Annotated in this window: 16 protein-coding genes; 3 read left to right on the plus strand and 13 right to left on the minus strand. The window is 37.2% G+C overall.

Annotated elements, in window-relative coordinates:
• Positions 1-108 precede the first annotated feature (108 nt).
• Positions 109-1,437, minus strand: coding sequence for a C1 family peptidase (locus V192_RS0117520; RefSeq protein ID WP_025873576.1), 1,329 nt, complete (start codon positions 1,435-1,437; stop codon positions 109-111).
• Positions 1,438-1,584: 147 nt separating this feature from the next.
• On the opposite strand from V192_RS0117520, the gene V192_RS0117525 reads away from it, so the two are divergent.
• The 3 genes from V192_RS0117525 (at position 1,585) to V192_RS0117535 (ending at position 4,009) form a co-directional block, all read left to right on the plus strand.
• Positions 1,585-1,959 (plus strand): GntR family transcriptional regulator, encoded by a 375-nt coding sequence (locus V192_RS0117525; RefSeq protein ID WP_025873577.1) that lies wholly within the window; start codon positions 1,585-1,587, stop codon positions 1,957-1,959.
• A 14-nt stretch (positions 1,960-1,973) separates the two neighbouring features.
• Positions 1,974-3,356: a DUF5808 domain-containing protein gene (locus V192_RS0117530; RefSeq protein ID WP_025873578.1), complete on the plus strand. Its 1,383-nt coding sequence runs from the start codon at positions 1,974-1,976 to the stop codon at positions 3,354-3,356.
• 173 nt (positions 3,357-3,529) lie between these two features.
• The gene (locus V192_RS0117535) at positions 3,530-4,009 is read left to right on the plus strand and encodes a GNAT family N-acetyltransferase (protein ID WP_025873579.1); all 480 of its coding nucleotides are present in this window, start codon (positions 3,530-3,532) and stop codon (positions 4,007-4,009) included.
• A gap of 95 nt (positions 4,010-4,104) precedes the next feature.
• Here the strand turns inward: V192_RS0117535 and V192_RS0117540 are convergent, their stop codons facing one another.
• From V192_RS0117540 to V192_RS0117595, 12 genes are all read right to left on the minus strand, one after another.
• Positions 4,105-4,722, minus strand: a complete 618-nt coding sequence (locus V192_RS0117540) for a P-loop nucleotide/nucleoside kinase family protein (protein ID WP_025873580.1) — start codon at positions 4,720-4,722, stop codon at positions 4,105-4,107.
• A gap of 4 nt (positions 4,723-4,726) precedes the next feature.
• Positions 4,727-5,590 carry a class II fructose-bisphosphate aldolase gene (locus tag V192_RS0117545; protein ID WP_025873581.1) on the minus strand — a complete coding sequence of 288 codons (864 nt, stop codon included), beginning with the start codon at positions 5,588-5,590 and terminating at the stop codon, positions 4,727-4,729.
• A gap of 25 nt (positions 5,591-5,615) precedes the next feature.
• Complete coding sequence (locus V192_RS0117550) at positions 5,616-6,017, minus strand: hypothetical protein (protein ID WP_025873582.1); 402 nt, start codon at positions 6,015-6,017, stop codon at positions 5,616-5,618.
• A gap of 14 nt (positions 6,018-6,031) precedes the next feature.
• Positions 6,032-7,321, minus strand: coding sequence for a PTS sugar transporter subunit IIC (locus tag V192_RS0117555; RefSeq protein WP_025873583.1), 1,290 nt, complete (start codon positions 7,319-7,321; stop codon positions 6,032-6,034).
• Complete coding sequence (locus V192_RS0117560; RefSeq protein ID WP_025873584.1) at positions 7,308-7,655, minus strand: PTS sugar transporter subunit IIB; 348 nt, start codon at positions 7,653-7,655, stop codon at positions 7,308-7,310. Before V192_RS0117560 ends, V192_RS0117555 begins: the two co-directional genes overlap by 14 nt.
• A gap of 23 nt (positions 7,656-7,678) precedes the next feature.
• On the minus strand, positions 7,679-9,775 hold the full coding sequence (locus tag V192_RS0117565; protein ID WP_025873585.1) for a BglG family transcription antiterminator: 2,097 nt from the start codon (positions 9,773-9,775) through the stop codon (positions 7,679-7,681).
• A 216-nt stretch (positions 9,776-9,991) separates the two neighbouring features.
• Positions 9,992-10,192, minus strand: a complete 201-nt coding sequence (locus tag V192_RS0117570) for a heavy-metal-associated domain-containing protein (protein ID WP_025873586.1) — start codon at positions 10,190-10,192, stop codon at positions 9,992-9,994.
• A 35-nt stretch (positions 10,193-10,227) separates the two neighbouring features.
• Complete coding sequence (locus V192_RS0117575) at positions 10,228-10,674, minus strand: CopY/TcrY family copper transport repressor (RefSeq protein ID WP_025873587.1); 447 nt, start codon at positions 10,672-10,674, stop codon at positions 10,228-10,230.
• Positions 10,675-10,906: 232 nt separating this feature from the next.
• A complete protein-coding gene (locus V192_RS0117580) occupies positions 10,907-11,830 on the minus strand; it encodes a transketolase family protein (protein WP_025873588.1) in 924 nt (307 codons plus the stop codon).
• Between the two features lies 1 nt (position 11,831).
• Positions 11,832-12,644, minus strand: a complete 813-nt coding sequence (locus tag V192_RS0117585; protein ID WP_025873589.1) for a transketolase — start codon at positions 12,642-12,644, stop codon at positions 11,832-11,834.
• A 16-nt stretch (positions 12,645-12,660) separates the two neighbouring features.
• Entirely contained in the window at positions 12,661-13,314 is a 654-nt protein-coding gene (gene dhaL, locus V192_RS0117590) for a dihydroxyacetone kinase subunit DhaL (protein ID WP_025873590.1), read from the minus strand.
• A gap of 86 nt (positions 13,315-13,400) precedes the next feature.
• Positions 13,401-14,165 carry an SDR family oxidoreductase gene (locus tag V192_RS0117595; RefSeq protein ID WP_025873591.1) on the minus strand — a complete coding sequence of 255 codons (765 nt, stop codon included), beginning with the start codon at positions 14,163-14,165 and terminating at the stop codon, positions 13,401-13,403.
• Positions 14,166-14,175: the final 10 nt, after the last annotated feature.

Below are 14,175 nucleotides of genomic sequence, written 5' to 3' on the forward strand. Positions count from 1 at the left end.
AATCACAAAGAGCGTAGTGATCTGATGATACGTGTACCTACTCAATTCTCAGTGTTAAACACTTCTATCCACCCTCTACCTTTTTTGAAGTGAATATATAGAGGATATTTAAGCTAGTGCACCCATTGGATCCCAAGGGGCTAAAACTGTAGGTTCTTGTTGCCAAACTTCTTGTAATTCTTTTGATAATAAATCTTTACGTACAACGATTTGATAGGTGTATTCATCCATCCACGCATCACTCATCACAAAGAATCCTTTATCGCCAACTTTTTCGCCCCAGCTATTTTCCACTTTCCATTTAGTAGAAGCACCATCGATGATATCTACTCCAGTCAATACCATGGCATGAGTCATTAAACTTTCACCGAAATCCAAACGTTGTGCTTTGGTCATAGTGAAATCGATATCGAATAAATCATTCATATCATAGGCATCTAAGGACATAATCCCGCTATCTCTTGTAGAAGATTGACCTACATCACAGCCAAACCAAACGGATTCTCCTTGTTCAAGTTGAGCGACTGCTAATTTTTTGAATGTCGTCATATCCACATTGATATATTTGACTTCTTTTCCTCCAACAACATTGCCTAGCATTTCTACAGTATACGTTTGATTATAAGGCTTATCTGCTGTAGGTGCATTGATCACACTGACATAGTCATCAAGATTCACGCCAACGTATTTTTCATAAAACGATTGCGGTGTTAAATTTTGATCCAAATGGTAATTTTTTTCTTCATCACGGTATTCAAAATCAACTGTTTCTGGAGGCGTTCCTAATGAAATCGCTAAAAAATTATAGACCTCTCCTAGCATTGCTGCTTTGGCCGTTTGAACTTCGGCCGCTGTTTTTCCGCTAGTTATCAACTCACGTAAAACTGCGGCATCTTTTCTTAGCTTTTTATTTAAATAATTGTTTAGATCACGAGAATTGGAGCTATTACTGCTTTCAGGCATGGCCGTTTTTGGTACAACTCCATATTTTTGGAAAAGAGAAACGATCATATCCCATTGTCCGCCATCTTGTTGAGGTGTTGCTAATAAGAAAGCAACTTTACGGCTGTCTAATTCTTGATCAGCTGTTGCAATGATATTTTCATAGAAATAGTTTGATTTTTCATATTTGTCCCAGAAAAAAGTATAGTTTTGAGAAAGTTCGAAATCTTTCAAATTAAAGCTATTGATCATTTTATGTCTAAATGTATTCAACGCTGCAAACATCCAGCAACGACCACTTTGTTTTTGATTGGCCACTTTTCCAGTGGCGATATCTACTGAAAATACCGGGACATTGTTCACTTCAGCGCTTTGATTTTGAGCAGAGGCGGTAATGCCATTTTTGACAACTCCGCGTTGTAAGGCATTTTGTTTATTGTTTTCCACAAAGGTATCGTGAAATTGTTTTGTTACTGTAGGTTCAATTACTGACATTTTGATTCATCCTTTCACTCATCGTATTCCTTTTTCATTATATGCCTGAATTTTCATTCCCTCAAGTTTTTAATCAAATAAAGTTGCTTTATTGTACCACCTGTATTATCATTACTAATACAAAGAAGAATAAAAAGAGGTGAAACCATGTTATTAGAAATTGATACGCAGAGTCAAACGCCGATTTATCAACAGATTTACAATCAAGTCATCGTTGGAATCGCCCGAAATGAGTTACAGACCGGGGAAGTTCTTCCTTCTGTTCGGCAAATGGCAGATGAAATTGGCGTAAATATGATGACTGTTTCCAAAGCTTATACTTTATTGAAGAACGACGGCTATATTTTGACCGATCGACGTAATGGCACTAGAGTCGCTGAAAAGCAATCCTTAACGCCCGCATTTCAAGAACAATTTTTAAAAGACTTGGAACTACTATTAGCTGTAGCTAATGTCCATCAATTATCAGAAAAGACGATACAAGAAGACGTGAAACAGATTTATAAAAAATTTGAACAGTAAAAGGTGTGTTGAAAATGAATTTCTTTCTTTATTTATTACTTGTTGGGGTCAACTTTTTAATGGCTTTCGCAGGTAGGATTCCTGCAAATCCGCATAAAAATATTATTTTAGAAACAACTTTACCTAAAGATAAACTACAAGAGGAACAAGTTCTAACCGTCAGTAAAACATACAAAAAGAGGTTACTGCAATGTGCCTTGATTTTCTCTATTGTTGCCCTTCCAATCCTTGTCATCCCCTATGATTCGCTCGTTATGCTCTATTTTCTGATGATGCTGATTGGGTATATTGGGACTTCTTTTTACCTACAGGTTGTTTACATACGTAAAATGACCACGGTAAAAGTTCAAAATAATTGGATTTTACCAATCAGTCCGATTTTAGTCGATACAACATTAGTAGCCAATAAAAATCGCAAATTAATTTCTGTTTGGTGGTTCTTACCTAGTGTTTTGATTACTCTTTCGGGTTGTCTCTATTCCATTACAACATTTGGATCAGCTAACGGTAATTGGATCATTTGCCTTATTTCTCTTCTAATGATGGGCATGTTTTTGCTGTTTTATTATTTTATTGCACGTTTTCCTGTTAAGCCGGTCACAAGCGATGAAATGATCAATCAACTGGTCAATGATCAAATGCGTCATCATTGGTCTGTTTTAATGGCTGTTTCAGCTTTTATTTTAAGCCCTATAGCTTTTCTGGCGATAGGTTCAGTAATGGTTCCTTATGAACAAATGATGGCATTTTCAATTGGTTATCTGATTCTTATGCTTGTATTTGTGCTCTTTACTTTTTATTATTTATTCTCCTCTAGAAAAAAGCAAGATCAATTGATTGCACAAGCAAAAGAGTATCGCTACAGCGACGAGGATCAATATTGGAAATATGGAATCTATATTAATCCAAATGATAAAAGAATCATGGTGCCAGATCGTGTCGGGATGAATATTTCTGTCAATTTAGGCAGACCTGCTGGAAAATTCACTTTAGGACTAACAGGTATATTGGTTTTGATTGCTCTTGTCGCCGCAAGTATTCCGATGTTGATCAGTGATTTTTCAAGTAATCCATTTGAATTGACTACGACTCGCAGTAGCATCTACTTATCAGCACCATTGAGTCAGCGCAGACAGATCGATTTAAACGATATTGAATCCGTAGAATTGATCAATCATCTGCCTAAAGATAGACTGCGTGTTTACGGAACAGCGACAGAAAATTATTTGACTGGAGAATTCCAGGTCAATGGTGAACCTGCTTACTTGCTTGTTTTAACGGATAAAAAGCCGATCTTAGCAATCAGGACAAAAAATAAGTTATACTATTATACTAATAAAGACAGTACATTAACTGAAAAATACTATCGGAATATCCTAGATATTTTAGGAAGCTGAATGAGTCATTAGGCTTACATCCACAACAAATTCCCTTATTTTAGTAGAAACATCACTTGATACGGAAATAGAGTGGATTATTTTGCTAAAAAATGCTCTATTCTGTCAATTATACTTTGACATATTTCTATTATGTGATTAAACTAAGCATAGTGAATAGGAGTGAAGGAATAATGACTGTATTCAGTTTGAGAAAATATCAACAATCTGATCTAAAAGACATACTTGCTATATTTAACGGTACTGTTCAAGCAATTAATAAGAAAGACTATACGCAACAACAAATCGAACAATTGATTCAGCTAAACCCTGATTATGAACAATGGCATACTAGACTTTCGTCTACCTATAGCGTTGTTGCTCTGAATCGAATGGAAGTGATCGGCTTTGGCAATATTACTGATTCTGGTGAGCTTGATTTATTGTATGTAGATAAAAAATGGATCGGCTACGGTATCGGAAAAATGCTGGCTAAAGATTTGATAAATCATGCATTAAAAACAGGCGCCAAAGAGCTCACAGTTTACTCTTCGATCACGGCGAAACCATTCTTTGAATCGCTTGGCTTTGAGTTAGTCGAACAAAAGGTTCAATATCGTAATGGTGTCATGCTGATGAATTATTTGATGGTCTATCGTAAAGAAACAAAGTAATCCGATTGCTTCGTTTCTATCTTTTTACTGATACAAAATAGAGGCATTTTCTGAATTATGTTCAGGAATGCCTCTATTTTGTATCACAGTATTTTTTAGTTGCCGTTCTCAACTTTATCTGCCAAATATTCGATCAAAGCACCATAATCAACTTTCTGATAATCTGTAACATCAAATTCATGTAATTCACCCAGTTGAAACTGATTATATCCTCTTGCTTCGATTATTTGTTTGAATTGCTCTTTTGTAATATGGTTATCCGCCTTCACACGATTTTCTAAGGTGTCTCCAAAATGATAGTGGGTCATTAGATGGCTCAGATGTCGATCCGGCTCTAAGTCTCGTTGGTGTCTTCGTTCCCATAATACGTCAAAATCAGCTACTAACCGAACCGTAATCACTTCATATTCATAGGTTTCAGCTAATTGGGCTAGTTTCTCTTTTTGCTTATCACTAAACGGGTATTCTGAAACAATCACTTGTTTGCCAACCTCCATATATAATGCTAAAACATTATAATAAAAGGACCACACTCTTTTTTCTAACTGAGCTTTTTCCATAAGATTGTCAAAACCGACTGAATCAGCTAACAATTCCTTTCCCTCATCTGGCGTAATCAAAAATAAGTTAGGTATTTGTTCGCGAATTTGTTGGATCAAATAGGTTTTGCCCGTTGCTGGACTTCCTGCAAGTAAAATCAAATATTTTTTCATCTGACTAACGTAAATGGATCGGACTTTCAACATTCATGAATAAACCAATCTTGTGTTTGACAATATCGTGACAGACTTCATTGGCAGGAATAACATTGTAGCGTAAGGACTTGTTGACCGCCGTTTCTTCAAAGGATTCTTTGGCTGTTTTCGTCCAGTTGACTAAAAGCTCTGTCCCAACGTTAAATTTACGAATACCGTTATTGATCAACTCTGGATAGTCCTCTTCTTTTACCCCTGTTCCACCATGGATCACAAGAGGGATATCAACGATTGCATTGATTTCTTTTAATAAGGGGACATTGACTTCTGTCTTGGATTTAAATTGCCCGTGATTCGTTCCAATCGCAATCGCTAACGCGTCGATTCCTGTTGCCTCTACAAAGGCCAGCGCATCCTCTGGTTTAGTATAAACTTTGTCATCTTCAGCTACATGAATGCCTTCTTCCGTACCGCCGATCGTTCCTAATTCCCCTTCAACCGAAACGCCTTTTTGATGGGCATATTCCACTACTGCTTTGGTTTTTAAGATATTATCTTTAAACGGTAAATGAGAACCATCATACATAACAGAAGTATACCCATGATCGATCGCTTCTTTGATGTCATCAAAATTTCTGGCATGATCTAAATGTAATACTGCATCGACCATTTCTTTTTCTGCCATCGTTTTTACTACGGAAACTAAGACATCATACCCAATATATTTTGCTGTATCCACACTGGTTTGAATAATGATCGGCGCGCCCATCTCTTTTGCTGCTCGAATCATTTCTGGTAGCATTTCTAAATTGTGAGCGTTAAAAGCGCCTACGGTAAAATTCAATTCTTCTGCTGTTTTCGTAACTTCTTTCAATGTTGTATACATGTATTTCTCCCCATTCTTTTCAATTTTACTGACCGCTGATCGTCACTTTTTTCGCGATTTGCCGCATGTCATCCATTTTATTCATCCACAAGTCGATTCCATCACTGTCACCATTTTTGGCAGCTTCAGCTCGTTTTTGATTGTACAAACTCATTAATTTTTTATAGCCCTGACCAATGCTATTTTTACAGGACTGACTTTTTTCTAATGCCGTGATTGCTTGGTCGATTTCATTTAGTTGTACAAATAATAAACCCATTTTTTCATATTTTTCAGCTAAAGCATTGTCTGCTAATTCTGATGCAGCGATTTCCGCTGTAACTTGATCGATTTCTTTATGAAGTTCATTTTTTTGTTCCTCTGTCAAAACCGCTTCTACGTCTACTTTCACTAGACTTGTCTTTTTCTTTTTAAAAAAATCAAACATCGTTCCCCTCCTTTTTAAAAGGCCTTCATGATCGGACTAATGATCCAAGCATATAAGAGAGCCGCTGTGACAGTATCTACATCCGTCGCTGTAGCGTTGACAAAGCCCATGCTATTGAAAATCGTCACTAATAGTGCGGGCAGTAATGTAATAAAAAAGCCATGTGCGATTCCGCCAATGATTGCGCCACGTCTACCACCGACTGCATTTCCAAAAATTCCCGCTGTCCCGCCAGCAAAAAAGTTCGTCAACATGCCTGGTAAAATCATTGCCAAGCCAAATGTTGGTAAAATGAACATCGCCAAAACGGCCCCAATCGTCGTTGTAATAAAACCTAGAATCACTGCATTTGGGCTATAAGGGAAAAACACTGGGCAGTCTAACGCCGGAATCGCATTTGGCACTAATTTCATCGCAATCCCTCTAAAGGCTGGTACGATTTCTCCAAGTAATAAACGAACGCCTGCTAGTAAAACATAGACACCTACAACAAATTGGATCGCTTGTAAGAAGGCAAACATAATATAATTTTGGTTGCCTGATAAGGTTGAAGCAAATGTTTCACCTGCGAACAACACAGTCACGATATATAGCGGCACCATCACAACCATCACAGACAAATACGTATCTTGCAGAAACTCAAACGATTTCGGTAATTTAAGATCTTCCACCGACTTCTTATTTTCACCACGTTCGCCAAAAATCCATGCAACACCCGCTTCAAATAAATAACCAATGGTACAAAAATGCCCTAGCGCGATATCATCAGAACCAGTTATTTTTCTAATAAATGGTTGGGCAATTGCAGGCATTGCAACCGCAAAGACGCCTCCGATAAATCCACCTACAAGAATCAAAACAATCCCACGAAGACCTGCAAAATAACCAAAAACTGTTGTCATTGTCGCCATCCATAAAATAGCTTGTCCCGTTAAAAAGATATATTTCCATTTTGTAAAGCGAGCAATCAAAATATTAAACACAAAAATTGCTAAAAAGGTTAACGCAATATCCCGACCTAATCCAAGTTCATTCATCGCCTGTCCGTTGATTGCTTCGATAGAAGGAATAATCCCTTGCATGTGAAATCCCTCTGTAAAAATTTCCCCAAAATAAGTTAAACTTCCAACGATAATACTAGAACCAGCACTTAATACTTGAAACCCTAACAACGTTTTTAATGAACCCGATAACACTTGACCAATCGATTTTTTTTGCAAAATCAAGCCCAACATAGCAATCAAGCTGATCGTGATCGATGCCTGTGTCAAAATGTTCTCGATGATAAAATTAATGACCCCCATGATAACGCCCTCCATTTATATATTGGTCGCTAAATAGCGCCTTTTGCTTGCAAACTGGTGTGATTTTTTCATCTATTTCGGCTTTTGAGACAATATTTTTCAAGTAAATGATCGCCGTTTTTTCTTCATCGATGCTAAATTTTTCAAATTGTGATTGAAAATTTTGAGCGGTAATAATGATATCGGGATTCATCGAAACAGCCGATGAGATATCCGTATGCTCTAGTTTGGCTTCTACTCCTTTTTGATTTAATACATCCTCCGCTGCCATCTGTGCTGCAAAACTACTGCCTAACCCTGCTCCGCAAACAAATAAAATCGTCAGTTTTTTCATAATGATCCGCTCCAGTCTTTTTATTATTTTGTTTCATTTAACGCTTCTTCATATAAAATCGTTTCAAAATCAGCTACATTGCTACAGTTGGTCAAACGCTCTATTTTCGTTTCATCGTTGATCAATTCAATCAAGCTTTTCATAATATTTAAGTGGGAAAAAGAATCTACTGCTGCCAAACAAAATATGATTTTCACAGGATCATTTTCTTCATTGCCAAACACAACAGGTTCTGCTAACGTTGCCACGCTGATGCCTAATTTATTTACACCATCTTCAGGTCGTGCATGGGCTAAAGCGAGGTGTTTTCCCATCACGATATATGGACCAAATTCTTTAACAGACCCGACCATCGCAGTTACATACGATTCCTCGATACACTTTTCTTTTAGCAATGGAGAAGCCACTCGTCGAATCGCACTCTCCCAATCTGGACATTTTTCTAATAACAAGATATCGCTTTTCTTTAAGACATCTTTTAGCATCGGCTGCAACTCCCTTTTATTTATCTTTAAATGGTTCTTATCAAAGGTCTTTTCTAACTTTTGATAAATCGTACTGGAGATCATTCCACCACTTTCTTTGATCAAGTCAAGCACACGGTAAAACAATTCAGTAGAATCATTGGCATTATTTATTAGACGTTTATATTGTTTGTTTTGTTCCAAAAAGGCTTGGATATTTTTTCGGCTCTCGACTTTAATGATTGGATCTACAACTAAAATTGGTTTGTCTGGATAAGTTAAACTAAGCGTTGAAAAAATCAAATCCACATCTAATTTTTTGATCAGATCCATTTCTCCAGTGCTTAAGACCGCTATTACATCCATATTGAATAGTTCTTTTAAATGCTCAGCTAATAGTCGACCGGTCGCTGTACCATGATTACAAATAACAACCGCCTTATAGGTATACGTCAATTCTTGATTGATCGCACTAACAGAGGTTGAAAAATGAATGGTCAAAAAAGCTATTTCATCCTCACTAAGCTCTTTTCTAGTTATTGCTTCAATGGTAGGAGCAAATTTTTCGATCGCAAAATAGATATTTCCATAGTATCGTTTAATATTTTCCTTTAAAGGGTTTAAAATCTGAATGTCACTTTTTACTCGGCTGATCAAACCAGCCATATGCCGATACAGACCTTCATGGAGTGATTCCTCTTTTTTGGAAAAAGGAATTTTAGTCGTTTGTTCAACAAATTGAATGAGCTGGATCGATAATAATTGCGCTTGTACCCACTCTACAGAGTTACTGATACTACCTGTATTGAAGGATTCCAACATAAAAATAATATAGTTTGTTTCAGATATCGGTGGTCTCACTGCAAGTTTTTGGCACAGATTGTCAACAAATGCTTGAAGCTTATTTTGACCTGTATCAACTATTTCCCACGAAGAGTCAACGATCAATTCTTGTTTTAAATAGCGGCTTAGCCAAATAGCAGTAAACATGACCAATTGATTGCGGTAGAGATCTTCTCTTGAAGAAATCGTCTGATGATAGACATGATCGATTTCCTTTAATATATTCTTAGGAATATAACGAAATAAATATTTTTCTGGTGTACTCAAGCCAACTTCATTTCCATCAAGAAACCGTAAACTATCAATGGATCGATTGATCACATCATAAATCATGGTTCGGATCGTTCGCTCTGATCCTTTTAAGATGATTCCTTGTTTAGGAATACTCAGTACTTCGATGCCATACTCTAAAAGAATCGTTCTGACCCTGCGCATGTCTTCATCCATTGTGCTTTTTGAGATTTGATACTCTGATTCTTTTTGATATAAAAACACAGGCCGTTCCGCTAAAGCAAAAGCTAAAATCAGGTCAAAAATTCGTTCTTCTCGATTCAAGTAATCCAATTCATTTTTCTCATCAATACAGACAGACAATAATTCCCTTTCCTTTTGATCAAGATTTAAACACATACCTCTATTTCGGATCGTTTTAATTTCAGGTAATGTCCGTTCATCAAGAAACTCGTTGATTTCCTTGATTTCATTCCTGATCGTTCTGTTACTGATTTGAAAATCTTCGCTTAACTCGCCAAGAGTCAAAGGATAATCCGACCAAATAAAGCGTTTAAAAATTTGTACTGTTCGATCTTTCATCTGCTTCTCTCCTTGCTTGATTTCATTATATAGTGGTGTAGAGCAATTGATTAGTGGAGATTGTTGCAACATTTCTTGGCAAAAATGTAAGCGCGAACATTTTCAAAAAAACGAATTGTTGCCTTTTTAGTATACAAAAAAAGAGTGGTCAAAACTAAAACAGTTTTGACCACTCTTTACATTAGAATAAACTATCTTTTTTCGCAGCCTATTTTTTTAAGCCACAGTAAATTTAGTTTCTGATAATGAGTTTTGCAGCTCATCATTTGAAATTTCTCTATCACTCGTTACAGATGCTGATTTTTTTTCTAAGTCAACAGTTGCTGATTGCACACCTGCAATTTTTTCAAAATTTTCTTTGACGATAGTCACGCAACCGTCACATTTCATTCCGTTGATCGTTACTGTTTTTTCCATTGATAAACACTCCTTATATTTTTTATGGTATTGATTTAACGAGCTAGATGACACTGACATTGACCAGGTATACAGTTACAAGGCACGGTGTCCACAGCTGATTTTCGTTTTTCTTTCAGTAAGGTTTCCAATTCATCGATATCGTTAAAACTTAACAAGCTTTCATTGATGATTGTTTCAAGGACTTTCCCAACTTTTTTACTGCATACTTTTGTCAGCATTTCCTCTGAAAGGGCCTCAATGCTTTTGCGCTCTTCAACTAAAGGAAAGTAGGTAAATTTATTGCCGTTACGCTTCGTTCCAAGCATACCTTTATCGACTAAACGGCTCAATAATGTTTTGACGGTAGTGCTTTTCCATTCAGTTTTTTCATTGAGGATATCCGTCACTTCTTTACTTGTCGTTTCCCCCGTTGCCCAAGCAACGCGCATGACTTCCCATTCTGCGTCAGTGATACTTAAAGCTTTTTTCTTTTCTGACATAAAAAGTCTCCTTTTTATTGTTTTCTTGTCATATCGCAATTAACTACATACGTAGTCAACCTATGCATTAATAATAGCTCTTTTTTTGGTGTTTGTCAAAGAGAAGATTTTAATTGAATACAATGCAAGTGGGTGGGACATAACTCTTCGAGTCATATCCCACCCACTTAAAATCCAGATAAACGTTAGGAGCAGAAGCAATCACGTCTGTCTCATCCTCTAGTACTCTTTATTATCGAGATAATTTATTTACTGTTTCGATCAACTTTTCAGCAGTCAGCCCATATTCTGCTTTTAGTAAAGCTGGATCTCCTGATTGACCAAAGCGATCTTGGATACCGATTTTTACAATTTTTGTAGGATAGATTTCTGAAAGATATTCAGAAACCGCTGAACCAAGGCCGCCAATTACACTATGTTCTTCTGCGGTAATCAACCAAGGTGTTTCTTTGGCAGCCGACAATACTAGTCTTTCATCTAACGGCTTGATCGTAGAAAAATTCAAGACACGAATGGACAGACCTACTTTCTTTAATTCTGCTGCAGCCTTTAAAGCCTCTTGTACCATTAGTCCGGTAGCTATGATGGTTCCATCTAAGCCCGTTGTCAGAGCCTCACCACACCCAATGTTAAAAACTGGTTTTTCTAAATGAACTCTAGTCACTGGTAATCGACCTAAGCGTAAATAAACAGGTCCAGTATGTTCCATTATCGCTTCAATAGCGGCCTCTGTTTCTAAATCATCAACGGGATTCAAAATGGTCATTCCAGGAATCACTCGCATCAACGCAATGTCTTCAATAGCTTGATGTGAGCCACCATCTTCTCCCACTGTTATTCCTGCATGTGTTGCCGCGACTGTTACATTTAAATGTGGATAAGCTACACTATTGCGAATTTGTTCATAGGCCCGGCCAGCCGCAAATATGGCAAAACTACTGGCAAAGGGACGTTTCCCACCTAAAGCTAGACCGGCAGCCGTACCGATCATATCGCCTTCTGAGATGCCCATATTATAAAACTTGTTAGGTGCTTCTTTCGCAAAAATATCTGTTTTTGTTGCCGCAGATAAGTCAGCGTCCAAAACTACTAGGTCTGGATGTTCTTTTAGTTTGAGCAATGTTTCTCCATAAGCCTGTCTTGTTGCTTTTTCCATTTTATTCTGCCCCCTTTATTTCAGTCAAAGCCTTCTCTGCTTCTTCTTTTGAAGGGGCTTTTCCATGCCATGCAACCTGATTTTCCATAAAACTAACACCTTTACCTTTGATTGTTTCACAAACAATAACAGTTGGTGCGCTCGTTTGTTTTTTGGCTATTTGAATAGCTTGGGCAATTGAGGGGATGTCGTGCCCATTTGCATGAAGAACATGCCAATTAAAACTGGTGAATTTGGCACCAATATCATTGACACCCATAATAGCATCGTTTGTCCCATCGATTTGCAAGCCATTATGATCAATAAGGACAATGATTCGATTCAAATGATAATGTGCCGCACTCATCACCGCTTCCCATACTTGACCTTCTTGCAGCTCACCATCTCCTAGAAGAACAAACGTATAGCAATCAATATTATCGATTTTTTTTGCTAAAGCTAACCCATTTGCAATGGATAAACCTTGGCCTAATGAGCCACTTGATGCATCGACACCATATGTTTTATTTCTATCTGGATGTCCTTGTAAATGGCTACCAAATTTTCGTAGTGTCAATAAATCACTTTTTGGGAAAAAGCCTTTATCAGCCAATACTGCATATAAAGCAGGCGCTCCATGTCCTTTTGATAAAATAAAATGATCCCGATTTCGCTGCGCATAGTTTTGTGTGTTGATTGTCATTTCTTGGTAGTATAACGTTGTTAAAATATCAATTGCAGATAAGGAACCCCCTGGATGTCCCGAGCCCGCAGCTGCCAACGATTGAATAATCATAGTTCTCAATTCTTGTGCTTTTTTCTCTAACTTTTCCATCCTGCCACATCCCGCTTTAGTTGTTATTTTTCATTTCTTCAAAAAAGACATTCAGCAACATCCATGATGATTCTGCGCCAGGATCTTTGTGTCCAATTGCGCGTTCACCAAGTCTCATCGCACGACCCTTTTTGGCGATTAAAGGTATTGTAGATTCTGCACCTTCTTGCATCAGTTGGATTGCTTTTTCCATCACTGTCAAATAATCCTCATCCGTTTTGTGTGCTTGCAAATACTCGATTCCAGGTAATAACGCATCTAGCATCGTCTTATCTTGCAATGAGGCTTTTCCTCGGGTTTGAATTGCGTCAATACCAGATTGAAGCATGTCTACAAATTCTGGGAATGTGATTTCTGTTTTTTCTTCGATATCTTTGCCCATTTTTATAAAAAAACTACCATACAACGGTCCTGACGCTCCACCCACTTTAGACAGTAAAATCATTCCAGATTTTTTAAGTAATGAATGGATATCTTCAGTTGTTTTATCCAGCTCTTCAATTTCTTTAGAAATCCCACGAAACCCAATACTTAAATTGATGCCATGGTCCCCATCTCCAATATTAGAATCCAAAGAAGTCCAATAATCTCTTTGCTCTTCTGATAGCTCGGCCATTTTTATCAGTGAGTTTTTAAAAAATTCTTTATTTGCGATTATTTTTGTTGTCATCGTTCATTACTCCCATCTAAAATAAAATTCTTTTAGGTATTAAGTAATAATTGATCAAGCGAATCATTACTTAATACCTCTCTTCATTATTTAATCGTATAGCCGCCATCAATCACTAAATTTTCGCCAGTGATCAAGTTTGAGGCATCTGCTGCTAAGAAAAGGGCACACGCAGCAACTTCTTCTGGATAGCCAAAACGTCCCGCTGGAATTTGTTTTTTCATCTCTTCACCCACTTGACCTGCCCAGGCTTTTTTCCCTAATTCAGTCAAAATAACGGTTGGAGAAATACAGTTTACATTGATATCATACTGCGCCCATTCATACGCTAATACTTTCGTCATGGAAACAATCGCTCCTTTACTCGCACAATACGCAACATGATTATCTAACGCAACCACCGCAGCTTGTGACGCCATATTGATGATTTTTCCACCATTTGCACCGATCAATTCATTCCCAACTGCTTGCGCTACTAAGAAACTACCTTTTACATTGATCGCAAATGTTTTATCCCAGTATTCTTCTGACAGATTTTCAGCATCATCCAATAAAGCAACACCTGCAGAATTAACTAAAATATCTATTTTCCCAAAATGTTTTTTTACTGCTTCTACGGCCTTGATCACACTATTCTTATTAGTTACATCTACTTTGACGCCGAAGCCTTTTTCTTTGAATTTTTCTGAAATAAGTTGCTCTGTTTCTTCTTTTATATCAAAAATAGCGATTTTAGCGCCTTTTTTCATAAAAAGTTCAGCGATCGCCTCCCCGATTCCACTCAACCCTCCAGTGACAATCACTACTTTTTCAGCTAATCCAAAATTTATATCGTATCCTTTATATTCCATTTTCTTTCGC

The sequence above is a fragment of the Enterococcus crotali genome (assembly GCF_000633635.1).
Lineage (GTDB): Bacteria > Bacillota > Bacilli > Lactobacillales > Enterococcaceae > Enterococcus_L > Enterococcus_L crotali.

Bases quoted from the DNA above. Each gene is read 5' to 3' on its own strand.
- V192_RS0117520 (WP_025873576.1), bottom strand. From the start codon at position 1,437: ATGTCAGTAATTGAACCTACAGTAACAAAACAATTTCACGATACCTTT.
- V192_RS0117525 (WP_025873577.1), top strand. From the start codon at position 1,585: ATGTTATTAGAAATTGATACGCAGAGTCAAACGCCGATTTATCAACAG.
- V192_RS0117530 (WP_025873578.1), top strand. From the start codon at position 1,974: ATGAATTTCTTTCTTTATTTATTACTTGTTGGGGTCAACTTTTTAATG.
- V192_RS0117535 (WP_025873579.1), top strand. From the start codon at position 3,530: ATGACTGTATTCAGTTTGAGAAAATATCAACAATCTGATCTAAAAGAC.
- V192_RS0117540 (WP_025873580.1), bottom strand. From the start codon at position 4,722: ATGAAAAAATATTTGATTTTACTTGCAGGAAGTCCAGCAACGGGCAAA.
- V192_RS0117545 (WP_025873581.1), bottom strand. From the start codon at position 5,590: ATGTATACAACATTGAAAGAAGTTACGAAAACAGCAGAAGAATTGAAT.
- V192_RS0117550 (WP_025873582.1), bottom strand. From the start codon at position 6,017: ATGTTTGATTTTTTTAAAAAGAAAAAGACAAGTCTAGTGAAAGTAGAC.
- V192_RS0117555 (WP_025873583.1), bottom strand. From the start codon at position 7,321: ATGGGGGTCATTAATTTTATCATCGAGAACATTTTGACACAGGCATCG.
- V192_RS0117560 (WP_025873584.1), bottom strand. From the start codon at position 7,655: ATGAAAAAACTGACGATTTTATTTGTTTGCGGAGCAGGGTTAGGCAGT.
- V192_RS0117565 (WP_025873585.1), bottom strand. From the start codon at position 9,775: ATGAAAGATCGAACAGTACAAATTTTTAAACGCTTTATTTGGTCGGAT.
- V192_RS0117570 (WP_025873586.1), bottom strand. From the start codon at position 10,192: ATGGAAAAAACAGTAACGATCAACGGAATGAAATGTGACGGTTGCGTG.
- V192_RS0117575 (WP_025873587.1), bottom strand. From the start codon at position 10,674: ATGTCAGAAAAGAAAAAAGCTTTAAGTATCACTGACGCAGAATGGGAA.
- V192_RS0117580 (WP_025873588.1), bottom strand. From the start codon at position 11,830: ATGGAAAAAGCAACAAGACAGGCTTATGGAGAAACATTGCTCAAACTA.
- V192_RS0117585 (WP_025873589.1), bottom strand. From the start codon at position 12,644: ATGGAAAAGTTAGAGAAAAAAGCACAAGAATTGAGAACTATGATTATT.
- dhaL (WP_025873590.1), bottom strand. From the start codon at position 13,314: ATGACAACAAAAATAATCGCAAATAAAGAATTTTTTAAAAACTCACTG.
- V192_RS0117595 (WP_025873591.1), bottom strand. From the start codon at position 14,165: ATGGAATATAAAGGATACGATATAAATTTTGGATTAGCTGAAAAAGTA.